Genomic DNA, 20,808 nt, shown 5'->3' on the forward strand with positions numbered 1-20,808 from the left:
GGCTGATATGCGTGCTGATACCGAGGACTTTCGCAGCCTGTTTCTCAGTGGCGTGCCGATGCTGGATGTGCGAGCGCCGCTGGAGTTCGCGCGTGGCGCTTTTCCCGGCGCGGTCAACCTGCCGCTGATGGATGATGCCGAGCGGCACGCCGTCGGCCTGTGCTACGCCCAGAAAGGACAGCAGGCCGCGATCGTGCTGGGGCACCAGCTGGTGTCGGGCGAGCGCAAGGCGGCCCGCATCGCCGCGTGGTCGGACTTTGCCTGTGCGCATCCGGACGGCTACCTGTATTGCTTCCGCGGCGGGCTGCGCTCGCAGCTGGTGCAGCAATGGCTGCATGATGCAGGCGTCGACTATCCGCGCGTGGCTGGCGGCTACAAGGCGATGCGCGCCTTCCTGATCGCCACCCTCGATGCCGCGGCCGCCGAGCAGCAGTGGCTGGTGCTGGGCGGCATGACCGGCAGTGGCAAGACCGACGTGCTGGCCGACGTGCCGGCCGCGCTCGACCTCGAGGGCCATGCGCGGCACCGCGGCTCGGCCTTCGGCAGGCGCGCGCTGGCGCAGCCGCAGCAGGTGGACTTCGAGAACGCGCTGGCGATCGATGTGCTGCGCCGTATCGACGCTCGTTTCCGCGCGCTGGTGGTGGAAGACGAGGGCCGTTTTATCGGCAGCCGCGATGTCCCGAAGGCGCTGACGCAGCGCATGCAGGGCAGTCCGCTGGTGTGGCTGGAGGCGTCTTTCGAGGAACGCGTGGAGCGCGTGCTGCGCGACTACGTGCAGGGGCTGGCGGCGGAATTCATCGCCGGGCATGGCGAAGGCACGGGTTTCGAAGCTTATTCCGCCCGGCTGCGCGACGCCATGGCGGCGATCGCGCCGCGGCTGGGCGGGACGCGCTACGGCAAGTTGTCGGCGTTGCTGGAGCAGGCGCTGGCGCGGCAGGCCGAGTCAGCCGACGTGGCGCTGCACCGCGGCTGGATCGAGATCCTGCTGCGCGATTACTACGATCCCATGTATGCCTACCAGCGCGCGCAGCGCGACGCGCGCATCGTATTCCGCGGCGACCGCGCCGCGGTCACCGACTGGCTGCTCGCGCGCGCAGCGCCGCAGGACTGAGCGTCAGCCCCATTCGAGCGTTCAATGCCCGCCGCAGACCGGGCAATCCGGCGTGCGGGCCAGCCGCATCGTGGTCCATTCCATCGTCAGCGCGTTGACCATCAGCAGTCGTCCCGCCAGGCTCTCGCCCACGCCGGCCAGCAGCTTGAGTGCCTCGGCTGCCTGCACCGTGCCGACCATGCCGACCAGCGGCGCGAACACGCCCATGGTGGCGCAGGCCACTTCGGGCGCGGGCTCTGCCGGCGGGAACAGGCAGGCGTAGCAGGGCGCTTCGGGCTGGCGCCGGTCGAACACGCTAATCTGGCCGTCGAAGCGCAGCGCGGCCCCCGACACCAGCGGCACCTTGTGGTGCACGCAGGCGCGGTTGACCGCCTGGCGCGTGGCGAAGTTGTCGCAGCAGTCCAGCACCACGCTGGCCGAGGCAACCAGCTGTTCCAGCTCGGTATCGCCCACGCGCGCCGGCACCGTGACGATGTCCAGCCCCGGGTTGATGCGCAGCATGCCTTCGCGCGCCGAGTCGACCTTGGGACGGCCCACGTTGGCGGTGGTGTGGATGATCTGGCGCTGCAGGTTGGTCAGATCGACCTCGTCATTGTCGACGATGGTGATGCGGCCCACGCCGGCCGAGGCCAGGAAGGGCAGCGCGGCGGCGCCCAGGCCGCCGGCGCCGATCACCATCGCATGGCCGGACAGCAGGCGCCGCTGCCCTTCGATGCCGAGCTCGTCCAGCAGGATGTGCCGGGAGTAGCGCAGCAATTGTTCGTCGTTGAGGCCGTCGGACTGGTCGTCGTCGCTCATGATTTCGTCCCGCAACAAGTCAAAGGGGAGAGCGGTGTTGGGTGCGCCTAAGCCGTGCGAGCTAGCCTAAGCAAGGTGTTCTCCCTCTCCCCTCACGGGGAGAGGGTTGGGGTGAGGGGTGGTCTGGCTGGGAGCCACATCAAGCGGGGCCAACGGTTTTAGCCCACAGGCGCCAGCCTTTGACACTCCTGCCCTCTCCCCCGGCCCCTCTCCCGCAAGCGGGAGAGGGGAGCACACCGGCGGTGTAAATCAGCGCCTCAGGGCGCCTTGCCCGTCGGCGTCCCCAGCGGCTCGCCGATCGGCGCGCTCGCCGGCGGCTGCTTGCCCGGGGCCGGAGCGGCGGGTTTGGCGGCCGGCTTGGCGCCGCCCTTCGGCTTCGCTGCCTTGCCATTGTCGGCCGGCGGGTTGGTCTCCAGCTTTGACTTGGAGCGCTTGACCGGCTGGCCGTTAAGCTGCGCGATCGCCTGCTGCAGCATGAAGTCTTCGGCCGAGCCGAATTCCACAGGCTTCTTGCGGCGGTCCTTCTCGCGCTCTTCCGGGGTCTTCTTCGCGTTCTCTTCTTCGAGGCGGCGCAGTTCCTCGACACGGCGCTGCTCGCGCTCGGTCATCTCCGGCTCTTCCGATTCCTGCTTGTTGTGCAGGTGGCGCTCGGTATCGATCTCACGCGTGATCAGCGCGTCGTCCGGATCGCCCTCGGGGTTCTGGTCGACCGGGATATCCGGGCGGATGCCCTTGGCCTGGATCGACTTGCCGCTCGGCGTGTAGTAGTACGCGATGGTCAGCTTGATGCCGGTGTCGTTGGTCAGCGGGCGCACGGTCTGCACCGAGCCCTTGCCGAAGGTGGTCTTGCCCATGATCTGGGCGCGGTGGTGGTCCTGCAGCGCGCCCGCGACGATCTCGGAAGCCGAGGCCGAGTAGGCGTTGGTCAGCACCACCATCGGGATCTTCTTGTACAGCGCGGGCAGGCTCTTGAGCGGGTCGTCTTCCAGCGACGACAGGCGGTAGTTGTTGTACGACGCCTTGTAGGTGCGCTTGGCATCGGGCACCTGGCCGTTGGTCGAGACCACGGTGGCGTCTTCCGGCAGGAAGGCCGCGGCCACGCCGACCGCGCCCTGCAGCACGCCGCCGCCGTTGTTGCGCAGGTCCAGCACCAGGCCCTTCATGTTGGGGTTCTTCTGCGCCAGTTCGACCAGCTTGCGCGACAGGTCGGCGACGGTGCGTTCCTGGAAACTGGTCAGGCGCACCCAGCCGATATTGTTGTCGAGCATCTTGGCCTTGACCGACTGCACGCGGATCTCGGCGCGCGTGATCGAGACCGGGAAGGTGCGTTCCTCGCTCTTGCGGTAGATGGTCAGCGTGACCTTGGTGCCCGGCTCGCCGCGCATGCGCTTGACCGCCTGCTCCAGCGGCAAGCCGCGCACCGGCTTGTCGTCGATGCGGGTGATCAGGTCGCCCGGCTGGATGCCGGCGCGGAACGCGGGCGTGTCCTCGATCGGGTTAATCACCTTGACCAGGCCTTCCTCCTGCGAGATCTCGATGCCCAGGCCGGCAAAGCGGCCGCGGGTGCCTTCCTGCAGTTCCTTGAAGTCCTTCTCGTCCAGGTAGGACGAATGCGGGTCGAGGCTGGCGACCATGCCCTTGATGGCTTCGGTCAGCAGCTTCTTGTCATCGACCGGCTCGACGTATTCGCGCTTGATCTGCCCGAAGATATCGGCCATCAGCCGCAACTGGTCCAGCGGCAGGGGGCCCGATGAGTTCTGTGCGGTCGCCGAGATCTGCAGCGTGGCGAGCACGCCGGCGACGAGGCCGACAGAAACTAGACTGATGTTCTTGAGCGTCTTGCGCATGAGGGCTGCCTGAACGTGTACGGATTGTACGTATGGGGATTATGCCGGCTGCGGGCGCCCGGCGCCGGGGAGACCGGAATCGCGGGCGCTTGTGTCCGACAGTATAAGGGCGAGTGGAGAAATGGACCTGCCACGTCCCGGTTCAGGGTGGGCGGCCGCACACCGGCGCTCCGGCGCCGGCGCGGCTGCCCGGGCGGGCGTCAGCGCGCCTTGCCCTGGTTGGCCACGGCCGCCAGCGAGGCGGCGATGGCTTCCTGGTCGCCCAGGTAGTAGTGGCGGATCGGGCGCAGGTCTGCGTCCAGTTCGTACACGAGCGGGGTGCCGTTGGGGATATTGAGTCCGACGATATCGTCATCCGAAATCTGGTCCAGGTACTTCACCAGCGCGCGGATGCTGTTGCCGTGCGCGGCAATGACCACACGCTTGCCGGATTGGATGTCGGGAGCGATCGATTCGTTCCACAGCGGCATCACGCGGGAGACCGTGTCCTTCAGGCATTCGGTCAGCGGGATCTCGTTGCGCGGCACATTGGCGTAGCGCGGATCGTCGAACGAGGCGCGCGGATCGGCCGGCTCCAGCGCCGGGGGCGGCGTGTCATAGCTGCGGCGCCACACCAGCACCTGCTCGTCGCCGAACTTGGCGGCGGTCTCGGCCTTGTTCAGCCCGGCCAGCGCGCCGTAGTGGCGTTCGTTCAGGCGCCATTCGTTGCGCACCGGGATCCACATCAGGTCCATTTCATCCTGCACGTGCCACAGGGTGCGGATGGCGCGCTTGAGCACCGAGGTGTAGGCGATGTCGAAGCCGAAGCCGGCTTCCTTGAGCAGCTTGCCGGACTGACGGGCCTGGGCAGCACCGGTTTCGGTCAGGTCGACGTCGACCCAGCCGGTGAAGCGGTTTTCAAGGTTCCAGGTGGATTCGCCGTGGCGGATAAGGACGAGCTTGTACATGCTGCTGCTTCCAGAGAGTAGGTAACCTGCGTGCGTCCGCGCCGTCACCTGATCCGAAGTGCTTCATGGGGCGTTCATGTCTCGGACAGGCGACAATGACGGGTGGCCCGCTGTGGCAGGGCCCGGACACCAAACCGCGTATTTTATAATGCCGCCGACCCAACCTACCGGAAAGCCAACGTGAATTTCTTTGCCGACTACAACAACCTCGCCCTGATCGCCCTGGCCGTGGTCTCCGGCGGCCTGCTGGCCTGGCCTGCGATCTCTCGCAGCACCGGCGCCAAGTCCGTCAATACGGCCGCCGCCACGCAACTGATCAACAAGCGCGGCGCCGTCGTGGTCGACATCCGCGAGCCCGCCGAGTACGCCAAGGGCCATTTGCCGCAGGCCAAGAGCGCCCCGCTGGCTGACCTGGCCTCGCGCGCAGCGGGTCTTGCAAAGGACAAGGCGGCCCCCATCATCGTGGTATGCCAGAACGGCCAGCGCTCAGGCAAGGCTCAGGCAGCGCTGAAGGAAGCCGGTTACAGTGAGATCTATGCGCTCGAGGGCGGCATCGCCGCCTGGCAGCAGGCGGGGCTGCCGCTGGTCAAGTAAGCGCTGGCTAGTAAGCCCCGGATCCCGCAGGCAATTCCGCCGCATCCGTCACAGCGCGCCCGGTCCGCCTGGCGCGCCGCACTCGCATTGAAGGAGAACCCACATGGCCCGCGTCGTCATGTACAGCACCATGGTGTGCCCGTATTGCAACATGGCTGAACGCCTGCTCAAGTCCCGCGGGGTCGAGGCGATCGAAAAGATCCTGATCGACCGCGAACCGGGCAAGCGCGAAGAGATGATGTCGCGCACCGGGCGCCGTACCGTGCCGCAAATCTACATCGACGAGACCCATGTGGGCGGCTTCGACGACCTCTCGGCGCTGGACCGCAAGGGCGGCCTGATGCCGCTGCTGGCGGCCTGATCGCGCTGCCGGTCAGATCTCTCTGATTCCTGGCCGTCCCGAGCGCCGGCGCGGGTGAAATCGCCACCCGCGTCATGTACCATATGCGCTTTCCACTTTTCCAACCGGGCACCGGCCAGTCCTTGCGCCTCGCAGGCGCTGCCGCCGCCACGCCCAACGCCCATCCTCCCGGAAGCCTTACATGAGCGACCAGCAAAACACCCAGCAGGACGATCAACCCTTCTTCAATATCCAGCGCGTCTACCTGAAGGACATGTCGCTGGAGCAGCCCAATTCGCCCGGCATCTTCCTGGAATCGGAAGCCCCGTCGGTGGAAGTGCAAGTCAACGTTGGCGCTTCGCAGCTGCAGGAAGGCATCTTCGAGGTGGTCGTGACCGGCACCGTGACGACCAAGGTGCAGGACAAGGTGGCATTCCTGGTGGAAGCGCACCAGGCCGGCATTTTCGATATCCGCAACGTGCCGGTGGAGCAGCTGGATCCGCTGCTGGGCATCGCCTGTCCGACCATCCTGTACCCGTACCTGCGCGGCAACATAGCCGACGTGATCACCCGTGCCGGCTTCCAGGCCATCCACCTGTCGGAAATCAATTTCCAGGCCCTGTATGAGCAACGCCTGCAGGCGGCCATGCAGGAAGCCCAGGCGGCCGAAGGCGGCAACAGCGGCATCGTGATGCCCGACGGCAGCCAGGCTCGCCACTGAGCGCCACTGAGCGCCACTGAGCGCCACTGAGCGAGCGGCCTGCCGCGCCATGCTACGGAACGGGGCTGCGGCCCCGTTTTGTTTGTGCGCATGTTCTGATTTCTCTCCGATCGAGCTGCCATGAAACTGACCTTCCTCGGTGCCGGTGCCTGGGGCACCGCTCTCGCCAGCCATGCCGCGGCCACCAATGACGTGGTGCTGTGGGGGCGCGATGCCGCGCAACTGGCTGCCATCGCCGCGACGCGTGAAAACGCGGCCTACCTGCCTGGCGTGAAGCTGTCCGGGCGGCTGGCGGTGCAAGCCGATTTCGAGCAAGCGGTGGCCCATGCCGCGGACGACCCGGACGGCATCGTGGTGGTCGCCACGCCGGTCTCCGGGCTGCGTGAAATGACGCGCCGGCTGGCCACGCGCAGCGCCCGGCCTGTGTCGATGCTGTGGCTGTGCAAGGGTTTCGAGGCCGGCACGCACCTGCTGCCACACCAGATGGTGCGTGCCGAACTGGACGCCGCCGGCCGCACGGAAGGCTTCGACTACGGCGTGCTGACTGGTCCCAGCTTTGCGCGCGAAGTCGCGCAGGGCCTGCCGTGCGCGCTGACGGTGGCGGGCAGCGTGCCGTCGCTGGCGGACCGGGCCCAGCAGGCCTTCCACCACCACGCCATGCGCATCTACGGCAGCGACGACCTGACCGGGGTCGAAGTCGGCGGTGCGGTCAAGAATGTGCTGGCGATCGCCACCGGGGCCAGCGACGGGCTCGGCCTCGGCCTGAATGCGCGGGCCGCGCTGGTGACGCGCGGGCTGGCCGAGATGACGCGGCTGGGGCTGGCGCTGGGCGGACGGGTCGAGACCTTCATGGGCCTGGCCGGCGTCGGCGACCTGATCCTGACCGCGACCGGCGACCTGTCGCGCAACCGCAAGGTCGGGCAGCAGCTGGCCGCCGGGCAGAGCCTGGAGCAGATCCTGGCCGGCCTGGGACACGTGGCCGAAGGCGTGCGCTGCGCGCAGGCCGTGGCCGAGCTGGCCGCCGCGCATGGCGTCGAGATGCCGATTGCGCGCGCGGTGTGCGCCGTGCTGTTCGATGGCCTGGGTGCCGCCGATGCGGTTGCGCAATTGCTCCAGCGCGATGCGCGCGATGAATGACGCCTCGCGCGCTCCAATCTTCCTGACGATATTTTTCGCATGCCTACCCGCCGACACGCGCTGATCGCGCTTGCCGCCGCCTGCGCTGCCGGCGCTTCCGCCGGCGTGCTGGCCCAACCCTGGCCCGCGCACCCGATCCGCATGGTGGTGCCGTTTCCGCCGGGCTCGTCGCCCGACCTGATCGCCCGCATCGTCACCGAGAAGCTGGCCGCCGCGCTGGGCCAGCCGGTGGTGATCGAGAACCGGCCCGGCGCCGGGGGCAATATCGGCACCGGCATGGTGGCGCGCGCCGCGCCGGACGGCTATACGCTTTTGTTCACCATCAACGGCCCGCTGGTCACTGCGCCAACACTGTCGCGTAACCTCAATTACGACCCGTTCCGCCAGCTCTCCCCGGTAACGCTGGTGGCCACTTCGCCCAATGTGCTGGTGGTCGACGCGCGGCTGCCGGTGCATAACCTGCGCGAGTTCGTCGCGCTGGCCAGGTCGAAACCGGGGGCGCTGAACTATGGCTCGCCCGGCAATGGCAGCGCGTCGCACCTGGCGATGGAGCAGCTCAAGGCCATGGCGGGGATCGACCTGCAGCACGTGCCGTATCCCGGCTTCCCGCAGATCACCACGGCGATGGTGGGCGGGCAGGTGCAGGCGGGCTTCATGGTCCCGGCCATCGCGATGCCGCAGGTCAATGCGGGCAAGCTGCGCGTGCTGGCGGTGACGACGACCGGCCGCACCGCGGTGCTGCCGTCGGTGCCGACGGTGGCGGAGTCAGGCTATCCGGGCTTCGAGGCGATCTCCTGGCAGGCCGTGCTGGCGCCCGCCGGTACGCCGCAGCCGGTGATCGATCGGCTTTACCGCGAACTGGTGGCGATCATCGGCAGCGCCGACGTGCGCGACAAGATGCGGGCGCAGTATTTCGTGCCCGCGGGAACGGCGCCGGCGTCGCTGCGCCAGACCATGGTTAGCGAGAAGGCGCGCTGGGACAAGGTCATTCGCGCGGCTGGCGTTCAGCCGGAGTAAACGGGGGCCAGGCGCGGGTCCGGGCGGGGCCGGGTGCTTAGCTACCGCCCGCGAACCCGTTCTGCCGCCACGCTTCGAACACCACCACCGCCACCGTATTCGACAGGTTGAGGCTGCGATTGTCCGGCCGCATCGGCAGCCGGATCCGTTGCGCCGGCGGAAACCACTCGCGCCGCTCCGGCGACAGCCCGCGCGTTTCCGAGCCAAACACGAACCAGTCTCCCGGCCGGAATTCCACCTGGCCGAATGGCGTCGAACCGCGCGTGGTCAGCGCGAACATGCGCGCCGGATCGGGTTGCTCGCTGGCCATCAGCGCATCCCAGTTTTCATGCACCCGCATGGCCGCATACTCGTGGTAGTCCAGACCGGCGCGGCGCATGCGCGCGTCGTCGAGCGGGAACCCCAGGGGTTTGACCAGGTGCAGTTGCGCGCCCGTGTTGGCGCACAGGCGGATCACATTACCGGTATTGGGCGGGATTTCGGGTTCGACCAGGACGACGTTGAACATGATGCGGAGCTTCTTGAGAACGGTGCGCAGCTTAACGCGCGTACCGGGCGGCTGTCATCCGGGCTAGGGCGTACGCAGCGCGACGATGACGCTGACACGTGCCGCGCCGTGCGCCTTGAGCGCAAGCGCCGCCTCATGCAGTGTCGCGCCGGAAGTCATCACATCGTCCACCAACGCCAGATGCAGCCCATCCAGCCGCGCTGGCCGCGTCAGCCGGAATGCATCGCGCAGGTTCACCTGCCGCGCGGCCAGGTCGAGCGCGCGCTGGCTGCCGGTATCGCGCCGGCGCCGCAGCAGCACGGGGTCGGCGCGCAGGCCGAGCCGGCGCGCCAGCGGGCGCGCGATTTCCCAGGCCTGGTTGAAGCCGCGCGCGGCCAGCCGTTGCGGCGCCAGCGGAACGGGGGCGAGCAGGTCGGGCGGCGCCAGCCGCTGCGCTGCCCAAGCCGCCGGCAGTACGGCAGCGAGGCGGGCCGCCAGCCAGTCGGCCAGCGGCAGCGCGTGGCCGAACTTGAGCGACAGCACCAGGTTGTCCTGCGGACTGGCGTAGTCGCCCAGCGTGCAGGCATGGTCGAACGCCGGCGGCATGGCGGCGCAGGCCCGGCAACCGGCATGGCGGCCCAGCACCAGTGCGCAAACGGGACAGCGCCGTACCGGCTGCAGCAGGTCGGCGGCGCAGGGCGCGCACACGACATCCCGCTGCACGCTGCCGCACAGCGCGCAGGCGCTTGGCAGCAGCGCTGGGAGAGCGGCCCGCCAGGCGCCTAGGGCCATCCTGGCACCCGTCTCGGCGCCCATCGCGACGCGCGCGTATACTTGCCGTCCGGCCGCGGCCCATCGGGCGCGGCGGCCGCGTTCGTCCGGCGCGCGCGCCGTTTCCTGGTCTTTTTGATGCCCTGCCTGTCCGTGTCCCTGCATGCCGCCGATCTCCCCGATAGCTCCGCTGGTCCCGATGCCTTCCTGCCGCCCGCGCGCCTGACCCGGCTCGCCTTCGACCGGCGCAGCCGCCATTTCGGCCAGCTGGACTTCCTGCTGGGCGAGATCGGCCGCCGCATGCAGGAGCGCATGGAGGTGATCCGGCTGGCGCCGCAGCGTGCACTGGACATTGGCTGCGGCCATGGCCAGGGACTGGCGGCGCTGCGCGCCCGCTTCCCGGATGCGCAGATCGCTGGCCTGGACATCTCTGGGGCGATGCTGGCCGAAGCCGGCCAGCGCGACCCGCAGCGCCGCCCGGGCTGGCTTGGCCGCATGCTGGGCAAGCGGCCGCTGTTCGACCTGGTCCAGGGCGATCTTGCCACACTGCCGTTTGCGCCCGCGAGCTTCGACTTGCTGTGGTCCAACCTGGCGTTGCACTGGCATCCGGAGCCGCACCGCGTGTTTCCGGAATGGCACCGCGTGACGCGCGAAGAAGGGCTGGTGCTGTTCTCGCTGTTCGGGCCCGATACCCTCGGCGAATTGCGCGCGGCCTTCGCCGAAGTCGACGACGCGCCTCATACGTTGCGCTTTGTCGACATGCACGACATTGGCGACATGCTGGTCCACGGCGGCTGGTCCACGCCGGTCATGGACATGGAAACGGTGACCGTGACCTACGAGTCGCCCGCCACGCTGCTGCACGAGGTACAGGCTTTCGGCGGCCTGCGTGGCCCGGCCGGCGCCCTCCCGCAGGGCCTGCGCGGCCGCCGCTGGCACCAGGCGCTGACGCAGGCGCTGGAGCGGCGCCGCAACGCCGAGGGGGTGATCCCGCTGACCTTCGAGATCGTCTACGGCCATGCGTGGAAGCTGGCGCCGCGTGGCGGCCAGGCGCTGGACGACCAGGGTCGCGCCGTGGTGCCGCTGGACCAGATCGGGCGTGCAAAGCCCCGTCGGGCAGGTTAAAACAGAGTTAACTTGCGCGTGCGACAGATTGCCGCAGACTGAGGGCTGGCGCGGCATTCCGGGCTATTTCCCATGCACAGAATCGAGCGGCGCGCAAGCGCCCTGGTCAAGAACCGCCCTTGTCCGTGTATGGGAAGCGCCCTATAATGCGCCAGTTTGTCGCAGTGGTCCCCTGGCACAAGAACGTCCTGGTTTTGCACCTGCACTGTGCAGCCCGGGCGCCATCGTCCCGGGTGTGCATCCGATGCAGAGTGGTTGGCGATGCAAGACTTGGGTATCGCATTCCAGACGGCAGGTGGTGACTCCGGCGGAAATCACGACGGACCTCCCCCCGCGCCCCACGACTGGCTGATGAAGCGGAATTGCTCGCTGAGTCCACGCCAGGTCGGCTGGTTTTACCTCTCGATCCTCACGGTCTCGCTTGCCATCGCGTTGTTTTTCGCGTGGCAAGGGTCCTGGCTCGTGCTGCCGTTTGCCAGCATCGAGCTGGCCGGGCTGGGGATCGCCCTGCTTGTGTATGCGCGCCATGCGACAGACTATGAGCGCGTCAGCATTACCGACGGCATGCTGGTCGTGGAGACAGCCAGCGGCACGCAGGTGACGCGCCACGAATTCAACCCGCGCTGGGTGCGGGTCGAACTGGGTGAATCGCTACGCGCGCTGGTGACGCTGCGCTCGGGCGGGCGTGAGGTACAGGTGGGGTGTTACGTGGACCCGTACCGGCGACGCAAGTTCGCGCAGGAGCTCGCAGCGGCCTTGCGCCACCTCTGAGAGGGGGCAGGGGCGGCGGCGGGGACAGATTTGAATCTGTAAATTGGGTAGATAACAAATGAAAATGTGGAAGAAGGCATCCGCAGTTTGTCTGGCAGGTGCGTCCCTGCTTGCCAGCCACGCGGCGTTCGCGGTCAGCGACATGCCCGGCGGCCCCGCCGTGCGCCAGCTCAACCTGACCGAGCCCGTTACCAAGATCGCCGAACAGATTCACTGGCTGAACTGGATGATGTTGATCATGTGCACCGTGATCTTCGTCGCGGTGTTCGCGGTGATGTTCTATTCCATCTTCACGCACCGCAAGGCCAAGGGCGCCAAGCCCGCTTCCTTCCACGAAAGCATCACGGTCGAGGTGGTCTGGACCATCGTCCCGTTCCTGATCGTGATCGCGATGGCGCTGCCGGCGACCAAGACCGTGGTCGCGATGAAGGACACCACCAACTCCGACATCACCATCAAGGCCACCGGCTACCAGTGGAAGTGGGGCTATGACTACCTGAAGGGCGAAGGCGAAGGCATCTCCTTCGTGTCGACCCTGACCACCCCGCGCGAGCAGATCAACAACGAGCAGCCCAAGGGCAACACCTACCTGATGGAGGTGGACAACGATCTGGTCGTGCCGGTCAACAAGAAGATCCGCATCGTCACCACCGCCAACGACGTGATCCACGCCTGGATGGTCCCGGCCTTCGGCGTCAAGCAGGATGCGATCCCCGGCTTCGTGCGCGACACCTGGTTCAAGGCAGAGAAGATCGGCGTGTACCGCGGCCAGTGTGCCGAGCTGTGCGGCAAGGAACACGCCTTCATGCCGATCGTGGTGCGCGTGGTTTCCGATGCCGACTACACCAAGTGGGTCGACGGCAAGAAGAAAGAGCTGATGGCCAAGGCCGACGATCCCAACAAGACCTGGACCCTGGACGAGTCCAAGGTCCGTGGCGAGAAGGTCTACGCCGCCAACTGCGCGGTCTGCCACCAGCCCAACGGCAAGGGCGGCGGCGCGTTCCCCGGGCTGGACGGCTCCAAGATGGTCAATGGCCCGAAGGCCGCACAGATGCACATCCTGCTGGAAGGCAAGGGCGGCATGCCATCGTGGAAGCAGCTGTCTGACACCGAGCTGGCCACGGTCATGACCTATACGCGCAACGCCTGGAGCAACAAGACGGGTGAAGTGATCCAGCCGGGCGACTTCGTGGGTGCCCGCGCGGGCAAGTTCCCCGAAGGCGGCGCAGGCGGCGAGGCGCCCAAGGCCGATGCCAAGCCCGCTGACAAGAACGGCGCCAAGCAGGCCAGCCTCGCGGGCGACCGCGTCGCAGGCTGACCCGCTGAAGACAGAACAGGATTAGAGGAGCATTTGCGATGAGTACTGCTACCCCGGACGCGCTCGCCCATCCGCACGATCACGCGCATGACGACCACGCGCACGATCACCCGCATGGCTGGCGCCGCTGGCTGTTCGCCACCAACCACAAGGACATCGGCACGCTGTACCTGCTGTTCTCGTTCATCATGCTGCTGTCGGGCGGCCTGCTGGCGCTGCTGATCCGCCTGGAGCTGTTCGAGCCGGGCCTGCAGTTCTTCCGCCCCGAGCTGTTCAACCAGTTCACCACCATGCACGGCCTGGTGATGGTGTTCGGCGCGATCATGCCGGCCTTCGTCGGCTTCGCCAACTGGATGATCCCGCTGCAGATCGGCGCGTCCGACATGGCGTTCGCGCGCATGAACAACTTCAGCTTCTGGCTGATGCCGCCGGCTGCGCTGCTGCTGGCCGGCTCGTTCCTGGTCCCGGGCGGTGCCACTGCCGCTGGCTGGACCCTGTACGCGCCGCTGTCAGTGCAGATGGGCCCGGGCATGGACATGGCCATCTTCGCGATGCACATCATGGGCGCGTCGTCGATCATGGGTTCGATCAACATCATCGTGACCATCCTCAACATGCGCGCCCCCGGGATGACGCTGATGAAGATGCCGATGTTCTGCTGGACCTGGCTGATCACCGCCTACCTGCTGATCGCCGTGATGCCCGTGCTGGCCGGCGCCATCACGATGGTGCTGACCGACCGCCACTTCGGCACGAGCTTCTTCTCGGCAGCCGGCGGCGGCGACCCGGTGATGTACCAGCACATCTTCTGGTTCTTCGGCCACCCCGAGGTGTACATCATGATCCTGCCGGCGTTCGGGATCGTCTCGCAGGTGGTGCCGGCGTTCGCGCGCAAGCGCCTGTTCGGCTACAGCTCAATGGTGTACGCCACCGCCTCGATCGCCATCCTGTCGTTTATCGTGTGGGCCCACCACATGTTCACGACCGGCATGCCGGTGACCGGCCAGCTGTTCTTCATGTACGCGACCATGCTGATCGCGGTGCCGACGGCCGTGAAGATCTTCAACTGGATCGCAACGATGTGGCGCGGCTCGATGACCTTCGAGACCCCGATGCTGTTCTCGATCGGCTTTATCTTCGTGTTCACCATCGGCGGATTCACCGGCCTGATGCCGGCGGTGGCGCCGATCGACATCCAGCTGCAGGACACCTACTTCATCGTGGCGCACTTCCACTATGTGCTGGTGGCCGGCTCGCTGTTCGCGCTGTTCGCGGGCTTCTACTACTGGGGTCCGAAGTGGAGCGGGTTCATGTACAACGAAGCCCGCGGCAAGGTCCACTTCTGGGGTTCGCTGATCTTCTTCAACGTGACCTTCTTCCCGATGCACTTCCTGGGCCTGGCCGGCATGCCGCGTCGCTATGCCGACTACCCGACCCAGTTCACCGACTTCAACGCGATCGCGTCGATCGGTGCGCTCGGCTTCGGCCTGATGCAGGTGTATTTCTTCTTCTTCGTGGTGCTGCCGTCGTACCGTGGCGGCGAGAAGGCCGCGGACAAGCCGTGGGAAGGCGCCGAAGGGCTGGAATGGACCGTGCCGTCGCCGGCGCCGTTCCACACCTTTGAAACGCCCCCGCAGGTCCGCTAACGCGGTATTGCGCAACAGGCAGCGGGAGGCGGCAGCGTCCGCCTCCCGCGCCGGCAGGTAAGCAAACGATGCAGGCTCCAGACAAAAACCCATCACACCCGGATCCGAAGGCTGCCAACCGGCGCCTTGGCCTGATCCTGCTGTCGATCGTGGTGGTTTTCTTTTTGGGGTTCTTCGCCAAGATGATGTTCCTTGGCTGAGGTGGCAGGGTAGCGAGATGAGCGTCGACCAGCAGGGTAGGGAAGCGCAGGCAGCGCAGGCAGCAGACAGGCGCTTCAACCGCGGCATGATGGTGCGATTGACGGTGATCGTCGCCGTGATGTTCGGCTTCGGCTATGCGCTGGTTCCGCTGTACAAGAAGATCTGCGACATCACCGGCATCAACGTGGTGACCACGCGTGAGCTGCATGGCGGCTCGGTGAAGAATACGCAGGTCGACAAGAGCCGCACGGTTACGGTGGAGTTCGACTCCAACGCGCGCGGGCCCTTTGCCTTCCGTCCGGTGAAGAGCAGCATGGAAGTGCATCCGGGCGAGATGATGACCATCGTCTACGAGGTGGCCAACGGGCAGCCGCGCGATATCTCCGCGCAGGCCATCCCGAGCTACGCCCCCAAGCAGGCGACCCAGTATTTCAAGAAGCTGGAGTGCTTCTGCTTCAAGCAGCAGACGCTCAAGGCGAACGAGGCGCGCGAGATGCCGGTGGTGTTCGTGATCGATCCCGCGCTGCCCAAGGATGTGAAGAGCATTACGCTGTCGTACACCTTCTTCGAGGTGGGCACGCCGGTGGCGCAGGCTCCTGAAGGCCAGTTGGCACCGGCACAACCGGTACCGGCGGGCAAGGGCAGCTGAGGCGAGGGGCGCGATGGACGAGCTGAAGGACGCCGTCAAACGGAAGATGTCCTTCGCGCAGACGATGCGCGCGGTGCTGTGGTCGTTTATCGGCCTGCGCAAGGGCGCGGAGCACGAGCGCGACATGGCGCGGCTGAACCCGGTGCATGTGGTCATCGCCGGGCTGATCGCCGCGGCAGTCTTTATCGCGGTGCTGATCGTCATTGTGCGGATGGTGGTCAGCCAGGCGGCAGGGTAGCAGGGCAGGAAGGGTAGACAACAAGGCAGTCGCAGAAAAACAACCGCGCCGGCGCGGCCGTCCACAGGAGGCGGGCGGCCCCGGGAAACCGGCACGGATAACGAATACTGAATCAAAGACTCTGAGCTGGAGATAAAAGAATGAGTGCGAATCGCGCAAACGCTCCGTACTACTTCGTACCGGGCCCGTCGCGCCACCCGATCACGGCTAGCTTCGGCCTGCTGTTGACAGGTGCGGGCGCCGCCGGTTGGGTAAACGGGCAATCCTGGGCGCCGTACGTGTGCGTCTTCGGCCTGCTGTGGTTCCTGTTCGTGCTCAAGAGCTGGTTCGGCGACGCCATCAGCGAATCCGAAGGCGGGATGTACGGCAAGAACATCGACCTCTCGTTCCGCTGGTCGATGGGCTGGTTCATCTTCTCCGAAGTGATGTTCTTCGCGGCCTTCTTCGGCGCGCTGTTCTATGCCCGCGCCATCGCCATGCCGTGGCTGGGCGACCTGAACAACAAGATCCTGTGGCCCGACTTCGCCGCGGTGTGGCCCAACCTGGGGCCGGCCGGCGTGGTGGAATCGTTCCAGACCATGGGTCCGTGGCCGATCCCGACCATCAACACCGCGCTGCTGCTGATGTCGGGCGTGACGCTGACCTGGGCGCACCACGCGCTGCTGGCCGGCAAGCGCAGCCAGCTGATCCAGGGCATGGTGCTGACCATCCTGCTGGGCGCGATCTTCATGTGCATGCAGGTGTACGAGTACATGCACGCCTACCAGGACCTGAACCTGAAGCTGACCTCGGGCATCTACGGTTCGACCTTCTTCCTGCTGACCGGCTTCCACGGTTTCCACGTGACCATGGGCGCGATCATGCTGGCGGTGGTGCTGGGCCGCGTGCTCAAGGGCCACTTCACGCCCGATCACCACTTTGCCTTCGAAGGCGCGGCCTGGTACTGGCACTTCGTTGACGTGGTGTGGCTGTTGCTCTACGTCGTGGTGTACTGGCTGTAAGCTGCCGTACCCGCCGGTCGTCCCAGCAGTGGGGCGCCTGGCGCCGACGCAAAAGAGAAACGCCGCAGGAGGCCCGGCAGCCTGCGGCGTTTCTCTTTTGCGAAGGCAACCAGCCAGGCGGCCCCGTCAGGGTGCCATGCGGATGCCCGTGCTGTGGATCCAGCCCATCCAGCTCGAGAACAGGATGAACAGGAACAGCGCCACCGAAAAACCTACGCGCAGCATCAGCGAGCGCATCATGTTGGGCGTCTTGCCGCGGTCGCGCATCATGAAGAACAGGGCGGAGGCCAGGCTGGCAATGATCAGGATGAAAGCGACGATGATGACGAAGCGCATGGCGGGGCGGATTGGCAGCGGAGCTTGCCGCAGTCTCGTAGTGGTGGCCGCAATGGATGACGGTTCGGCACATTATCGCATCGGCCTCGCACGCATGCCGCTGGGCGCGTCGACGCAATGAAGGCAGGCCGTATCCTCGGTGTGCTGCCGCTGGCCGCCGCGCTGGTGGTGATCGCCGTGACCGCGGCGCTCGGCAACTGGCAGCTCAACCGCGCGCACGAGAAAGAGGCGCGCGCCGCGCGGCTGCAGGCCCTGGCGGCGCAGCCGCCGGTGGTGCTAGGCACCGCGCCGCTGTCACAAGTTGTGACGGACCGAAGGGTGCGGGTAAGCGGGCGATTCGACACGGCCCGCACCGTATTGCTGGATAATCGCCCCCACGGCTCCGGTGGCCGCAGCGGCGACAGCCGTGCCGGCTTCCTGGTGGTCACGCCGCTGGTGATCGGCCCGGCACAGGACGCTGCCGGCGCCAGGCGGGCGGTGCTGGTGCTGCGCGGCTGGCTGCCGCGCGATGCGCAGGACCGCACCCGGATCGCGCCGTTTCCGACGCCCGAGGGCGAGGTGACCATCGACGGCACGGCACTGGCGACCGTGCCGCGGGTCTATGGCCTGGGCCAGGCGGCCAGTGCCGAAGCCGGCAGCAAGATCCGCCAGAACCTGGAAATCGCCGACTACGCCGCCGAAACCGGGCTGGCACTGCAGCCGCTGGTGGTGGCGCAGCGCAACGATACCGGCGATGGCCTGGCGCGCGACTGGGCGCCGGCCGACGCGGGCGCGGATCGGCACTACGGCTACGCCTTCCAGTGGTTCGGCCTGGCCTCGCTGACGGTGGTGCTGATGGCCGTGCTGGGCTGGCGCGCGCGCCGCCGCGCGGCATCGTCCGCGGCCCGCAACAACGCATGAACGGATGGCAGGCACGCCCGGGCAGGTTCCCGGACGGCTCTGACTGCAGATGAAAAAGGACAGACATACTCCCATGGCACAGCAAGACTCCGCCCCGGCGCCCGCCAGGACTCCGGCGAACCCGGCGATCCCGGCCTCGCCGCAGGATCCCCGCATCGACGCGCGCACGCGCCGCGGCCGCCTGCAGATGCTGATGCTGTTGCTGGTGTGCGCCTCGCCGGTGATCGCCTCTTACTTCACCTACTACGTCATCAAGCCCAGGGGCGGCGCCACCAACTACGGCGCGCTGGTCGATCCGCAACGGCCGATGCCGCCGGTGCGCGTTACCGACGAGCAAGGCAACGCCGTGCCGCTGGAGCAGTACCGCGGCAAGTGGCTGCTGATGACGGCCGACCCGTCTGCCTGCGACGAAGCCTGCGCCAAGAAGCTCTTCACCATCCGCCAGATCCGCGCCGGGCAGGGACAGGACCGCGAGCGCATCGTGCCGGTGTGGCTGATCACCGATGACGGCAAGGTCGACGAGCGCCTGAGCGCCGCCTACAACGAGCCCTACGCCGGCGTGCGCTTCCTGCGCATCGACCGACAGGTGGCGCAGCAATGGCTGCCGGCGGAGCCGGGCAAGCGTGCCGAGGACACCATCTTCCTGGTGGATCCGCTCGGCAACCTGATGATGCGCTTCCCGCAGGATCCGGACCCCAAGAAGGTGAGCGGCGACCTGAAGAAGCTGCTCAAGGTCTCGCGCATCGGCTAAGGGGAGAGGGGGAAGGGCATGCTGCTGCAACTGGCCATCATCGGCGTCCTGATCGCACTGCTGCCGCTCAGCTATGTGCTGGTCAAGGGCGATCGCAACAAGTACCGCAAGCTGGTCTGGATCACCGCGTTCCTGACGCTGGACCTGATCATGTTCGGCAGCTTCACGCGGCTGACCGACTCCGGCCTGGGCTGCCCGGACTGGCCGGGCTGCTACGGCCACTCCAACCCGCACGCCGCGATGGAGCCGATCCGCGCGGCCGAGACCGCGCTGCCCAGCGGCCCGGTGACGCTGATGAAGGCATGGATCGAAATGATCCACCGCTACTTCGCCATGGCGGTGGGCGTGCTGATCATCGCGCTGATGGTGCTGGCCTGGGTCAAGCGCCGCGAGCTGAAGCAGTCGCCGTGGTTTGCCACCGGCGTGCTGGTGCTGGTATGCGTGCAAGGCGCGTTCGGCGCGTTCACCGTGACCATGAAGCTGCAGCCGATCATCGTGGTCACGCACCTGATGCTGGGCATGGGCCTGCTGGCGGCGCTGATCTGGCTGGGCTCGCGCAGCGATCCGCCGCACCCGGTTGCACCCCAGGCGGCGCGGCTGCACTGGCCGGTACGCATCGGCCTGCTGCTGCTGGTGATCCAGATTTTCCTGGGCGGCTGGGTCAGCACCAACTACGCGGTGCTCGCCTGCACGGACTTCCCGCTGTGCAACGGCCAGCTGGTGCCCGAGATGGACTTCCGGCACGGCTTCACGCTGTGGCGCCAGCTCGGCATGACGGCCGATGGCGACTACATCCCGCACGCGGCGCTGGTGGCGATCCACTGGGTGCACCGCGGTTTCGCTTTCGTGGTGCTGGGCTACCTGGCGTGGTTCGGCTTGCGCGCGCGCAGGCTGGAGGGACTGCACCGGCAGGCAGGCTGGCTGCTCGGCATGCTGGTGCTGCAACTGGCAACCGGGATGTCCAATATCGTGTTCGACTGGCCTCTTTTCGCCGCGGTTGCCCACAACGGCGGCGCGGCGGTGCTTCTGCTGCTGCTGGTCCGCCTCCACTACAATATAGGGCTCGCCGGGACCACGATCGGGGCCGCCCGCGCCACTGCCCCCGCACCGAACGCCGCCCGCGCCACATGAAAGACAAGACCCCTTCCGTGGTTACCGCTACACACCCTCATTCGCTGGGCAAGCTGAGCCGGATACGGCACCTGGCCCGGCAATATGCCGCCCTGACCAAGCCGCGCGTGACGCAGCTGGCAGTCTTCTGCGCCATCATCGGCATGTTCCTGGCCACGCCAGGCATGGTGCCGTGGCGCGTGCTGATCGGCGGTGCTGCCGGCATCTGGCTGCTCGCCGGGGCCGCCTTCGCCATCAATTGCCTGGTCGAGCAGAAGGTCGACGCACTGATGCGCCGCACCGCCTGGCGCCCGTCCGCCACGGGCGAGATCACCACCGCGCAGACGCTGGTGTTCTCCGCCATCCTCGGCGGCGCCGGCATGTGGATGCTGCACGAGTTCGCCAACGACCTGACGATGTGGCTGACCTTCGCCACGTTCCTGGGCTACGCGGTGGTCTACACCATCCTGCTCAAGCCGGCCACGCCGCAGAACATCGTCATCGGCGGGCTCTCCGGCGCAATGCCGCCGGCGCTGGGCTGGGCCGCCGTCGCTGGCGAAGTGCCGGCCGAGGCCTGGTTCCTGGTGCTGATCATCTTCACGTGGACGCCGCCGCACTTCTGGGCGCTGGCGCTGTACCGCCGCGCCGACTACGCCAAGTCGGGCCTGCCGATGCTGCCGGTCACCCACGGCGAGCGCTACACGCTGCTGCATATCCTGCTGTACACGCTGATCATGATCGCGGCGACGCTGCTGCCGTTCGTCTACGGCATGAGCGGCTACATCTACCTGGCGGCCGCGCTGGGACTGGGCGGCGGCTTCCTGGCCTATGCCTGGAAGATGTACCGCAACTACTCGGATGAGCTGGCGCAACGGACCTTCCGCTTCTCTATCCTGTACCTGTCGCTGCTGTTCGCGGCGCTGCTGGTCGACCATTACTTCAAGTTCGTGCCGCAGGTCTGACCTGCCTTGCCACGCTGCGGGCTGCGGCAT

At 67.0% G+C, this 20,808-nt stretch carries 24 protein-coding genes; 18 read left to right on the plus strand and 6 right to left on the minus strand.

The window, feature by feature from the left end:
* The first annotated feature begins 7 nt into the window (after window positions 1-7).
* Window positions 8-1,111, plus strand: a complete 1,104-nt coding sequence (mnmH, locus tag ACIP1U_RS00115; protein WP_400310218.1) for a tRNA 2-selenouridine(34) synthase MnmH — start codon at window positions 8-10, stop codon at window positions 1,109-1,111.
* 21 nt (window positions 1,112-1,132) lie between these two features.
* On the opposite strand, the gene ACIP1U_RS00120 is transcribed toward mnmH, so the two are convergent.
* The 3 genes from ACIP1U_RS00120 to gpmA all read right to left on the minus strand — a co-directional run bounded on the left by ACIP1U_RS00120 (window position 1,133) and on the right by gpmA (window position 4,703).
* Entirely contained in the window at window positions 1,133-1,909 is a 777-nt protein-coding gene (locus ACIP1U_RS00120) for a HesA/MoeB/ThiF family protein (protein WP_400310220.1), read from the minus strand.
* A 257-nt stretch (window positions 1,910-2,166) separates the two neighbouring features.
* Window positions 2,167-3,756 carry a S41 family peptidase gene (locus tag ACIP1U_RS00125; RefSeq protein WP_400310223.1) on the minus strand — a complete coding sequence of 530 codons (1,590 nt, stop codon included), beginning with the start codon at window positions 3,754-3,756 and terminating at the stop codon, window positions 2,167-2,169.
* Window positions 3,757-3,956: 200 nt separating this feature from the next.
* Window positions 3,957-4,703 carry a 2,3-diphosphoglycerate-dependent phosphoglycerate mutase gene (gene gpmA, locus ACIP1U_RS00130; protein ID WP_400310226.1) on the minus strand — a complete coding sequence of 249 codons (747 nt, stop codon included), beginning with the start codon at window positions 4,701-4,703 and terminating at the stop codon, window positions 3,957-3,959.
* A gap of 180 nt (window positions 4,704-4,883) precedes the next feature.
* Here gpmA and ACIP1U_RS00135 point away from each other — a divergent pair, with 180 nt between their 5' ends.
* The 5 genes from ACIP1U_RS00135 (at window position 4,884) to ACIP1U_RS00155 (ending at window position 8,512) form a co-directional block, all read left to right on the plus strand.
* Window positions 4,884-5,297 carry a rhodanese-like domain-containing protein gene (locus tag ACIP1U_RS00135; RefSeq protein WP_342916706.1) on the plus strand — a complete coding sequence of 138 codons (414 nt, stop codon included), beginning with the start codon at window positions 4,884-4,886 and terminating at the stop codon, window positions 5,295-5,297.
* A gap of 103 nt (window positions 5,298-5,400) precedes the next feature.
* Window positions 5,401-5,658, plus strand: coding sequence for a glutaredoxin 3 (grxC, locus tag ACIP1U_RS00140; protein WP_063236644.1), 258 nt, complete (start codon window positions 5,401-5,403; stop codon window positions 5,656-5,658).
* A 181-nt stretch (window positions 5,659-5,839) separates the two neighbouring features.
* Window positions 5,840-6,358, plus strand: a complete 519-nt coding sequence (gene secB, locus ACIP1U_RS00145) for a protein-export chaperone SecB (RefSeq protein ID WP_029046730.1) — start codon at window positions 5,840-5,842, stop codon at window positions 6,356-6,358.
* A 120-nt stretch (window positions 6,359-6,478) separates the two neighbouring features.
* Entirely contained in the window at window positions 6,479-7,495 is a 1,017-nt protein-coding gene (locus ACIP1U_RS00150) for an NAD(P)H-dependent glycerol-3-phosphate dehydrogenase (protein ID WP_400310229.1), read from the plus strand.
* Between the two features lie 39 nt (window positions 7,496-7,534).
* Window positions 7,535-8,512, plus strand: a complete 978-nt coding sequence (locus ACIP1U_RS00155) for a Bug family tripartite tricarboxylate transporter substrate binding protein (RefSeq protein ID WP_400310231.1) — start codon at window positions 7,535-7,537, stop codon at window positions 8,510-8,512.
* 37 nt (window positions 8,513-8,549) lie between these two features.
* On the opposite strand, the gene trmL is transcribed toward ACIP1U_RS00155, so the two are convergent.
* Together trmL and ACIP1U_RS00165 are read right to left on the minus strand one after the other, a co-directional pair.
* A complete protein-coding gene (gene trmL / locus ACIP1U_RS00160; RefSeq protein WP_029046733.1) occupies window positions 8,550-9,020 on the minus strand; it encodes a tRNA (uridine(34)/cytosine(34)/5-carboxymethylaminomethyluridine(34)-2'-O)-methyltransferase TrmL in 471 nt (156 codons plus the stop codon).
* 63 nt (window positions 9,021-9,083) lie between these two features.
* Entirely contained in the window at window positions 9,084-9,791 is a 708-nt protein-coding gene (locus ACIP1U_RS00165; protein WP_400310234.1) for a ComF family protein, read from the minus strand.
* Between the two features lie 117 nt (window positions 9,792-9,908).
* On the opposite strand from ACIP1U_RS00165, the gene ACIP1U_RS00170 reads away from it, so the two are divergent.
* From ACIP1U_RS00170 to ACIP1U_RS00205, 8 genes are all read left to right on the plus strand, one after another.
* Window positions 9,909-10,895, plus strand: coding sequence for a methyltransferase domain-containing protein (locus tag ACIP1U_RS00170; protein WP_400310236.1), 987 nt, complete (start codon window positions 9,909-9,911; stop codon window positions 10,893-10,895).
* A 261-nt stretch (window positions 10,896-11,156) separates the two neighbouring features.
* The gene (locus ACIP1U_RS00175; RefSeq protein WP_400311695.1) at window positions 11,157-11,666 is read left to right on the plus strand and encodes a DUF2244 domain-containing protein; all 510 of its coding nucleotides are present in this window, start codon (window positions 11,157-11,159) and stop codon (window positions 11,664-11,666) included.
* A gap of 58 nt (window positions 11,667-11,724) precedes the next feature.
* On the plus strand, window positions 11,725-12,984 hold the full coding sequence (gene coxB, locus ACIP1U_RS00180) for a cytochrome c oxidase subunit II (RefSeq protein ID WP_400310239.1): 1,260 nt from the start codon (window positions 11,725-11,727) through the stop codon (window positions 12,982-12,984).
* A gap of 38 nt (window positions 12,985-13,022) precedes the next feature.
* Window positions 13,023-14,630: a cytochrome c oxidase subunit I gene (ctaD, locus tag ACIP1U_RS00185; RefSeq protein ID WP_400310242.1), complete on the plus strand. Its 1,608-nt coding sequence runs from the start codon at window positions 13,023-13,025 to the stop codon at window positions 14,628-14,630.
* 68 nt (window positions 14,631-14,698) lie between these two features.
* Window positions 14,699-14,830 (plus strand): cytochrome oxidase small assembly protein, encoded by a 132-nt coding sequence (locus ACIP1U_RS00190; RefSeq protein ID WP_400310245.1) that lies wholly within the window; start codon window positions 14,699-14,701, stop codon window positions 14,828-14,830.
* 17 nt (window positions 14,831-14,847) lie between these two features.
* On the plus strand, window positions 14,848-15,480 hold the full coding sequence (locus tag ACIP1U_RS00195; RefSeq protein ID WP_400310247.1) for a cytochrome c oxidase assembly protein: 633 nt from the start codon (window positions 14,848-14,850) through the stop codon (window positions 15,478-15,480).
* A 13-nt stretch (window positions 15,481-15,493) separates the two neighbouring features.
* Window positions 15,494-15,718, plus strand: a complete 225-nt coding sequence (locus ACIP1U_RS00200; RefSeq protein ID WP_342916718.1) for a DUF2970 domain-containing protein — start codon at window positions 15,494-15,496, stop codon at window positions 15,716-15,718.
* 140 nt (window positions 15,719-15,858) lie between these two features.
* Complete coding sequence (locus tag ACIP1U_RS00205) at window positions 15,859-16,719, plus strand: cytochrome c oxidase subunit 3 (protein ID WP_400310250.1); 861 nt, start codon at window positions 15,859-15,861, stop codon at window positions 16,717-16,719.
* Between the two features lie 126 nt (window positions 16,720-16,845).
* Here ACIP1U_RS00205 and ACIP1U_RS00210 read toward each other — a convergent pair whose 3' ends face one another.
* Window positions 16,846-17,055 carry a twin transmembrane helix small protein gene (locus tag ACIP1U_RS00210; RefSeq protein ID WP_029046742.1) on the minus strand — a complete coding sequence of 70 codons (210 nt, stop codon included), beginning with the start codon at window positions 17,053-17,055 and terminating at the stop codon, window positions 16,846-16,848.
* Window positions 17,056-17,172: 117 nt separating this feature from the next.
* Between ACIP1U_RS00210 and ACIP1U_RS00215 the strand changes: the two genes are divergently transcribed.
* The 4 genes from ACIP1U_RS00215 (at window position 17,173) to cyoE (ending at window position 20,778) form a co-directional block, all read left to right on the plus strand.
* Window positions 17,173-17,955 (plus strand): SURF1 family protein, encoded by a 783-nt coding sequence (locus ACIP1U_RS00215; protein ID WP_400310253.1) that lies wholly within the window; start codon window positions 17,173-17,175, stop codon window positions 17,953-17,955.
* A 73-nt stretch (window positions 17,956-18,028) separates the two neighbouring features.
* Window positions 18,029-18,706, plus strand: a complete 678-nt coding sequence (locus ACIP1U_RS00220; protein WP_400310256.1) for an SCO family protein — start codon at window positions 18,029-18,031, stop codon at window positions 18,704-18,706.
* Window positions 18,707-18,724: 18 nt separating this feature from the next.
* Complete coding sequence (locus ACIP1U_RS00225; RefSeq protein ID WP_400310258.1) at window positions 18,725-19,837, plus strand: heme A synthase; 1,113 nt, start codon at window positions 18,725-18,727, stop codon at window positions 19,835-19,837.
* Window positions 19,834-20,778, plus strand: a complete 945-nt coding sequence (gene cyoE / locus ACIP1U_RS00230; RefSeq protein ID WP_400310261.1) for a heme o synthase — start codon at window positions 19,834-19,836, stop codon at window positions 20,776-20,778. The genes ACIP1U_RS00225 and cyoE overlap by 4 nt, the downstream gene beginning before the upstream one ends.
* Window positions 20,779-20,808 lie beyond the last annotated feature (30 nt).

The organism is Cupriavidus sp. NPDC089707 (genome assembly GCF_044748965.1).
GTDB lineage: Bacteria > Pseudomonadota > Gammaproteobacteria > Burkholderiales > Burkholderiaceae > Cupriavidus.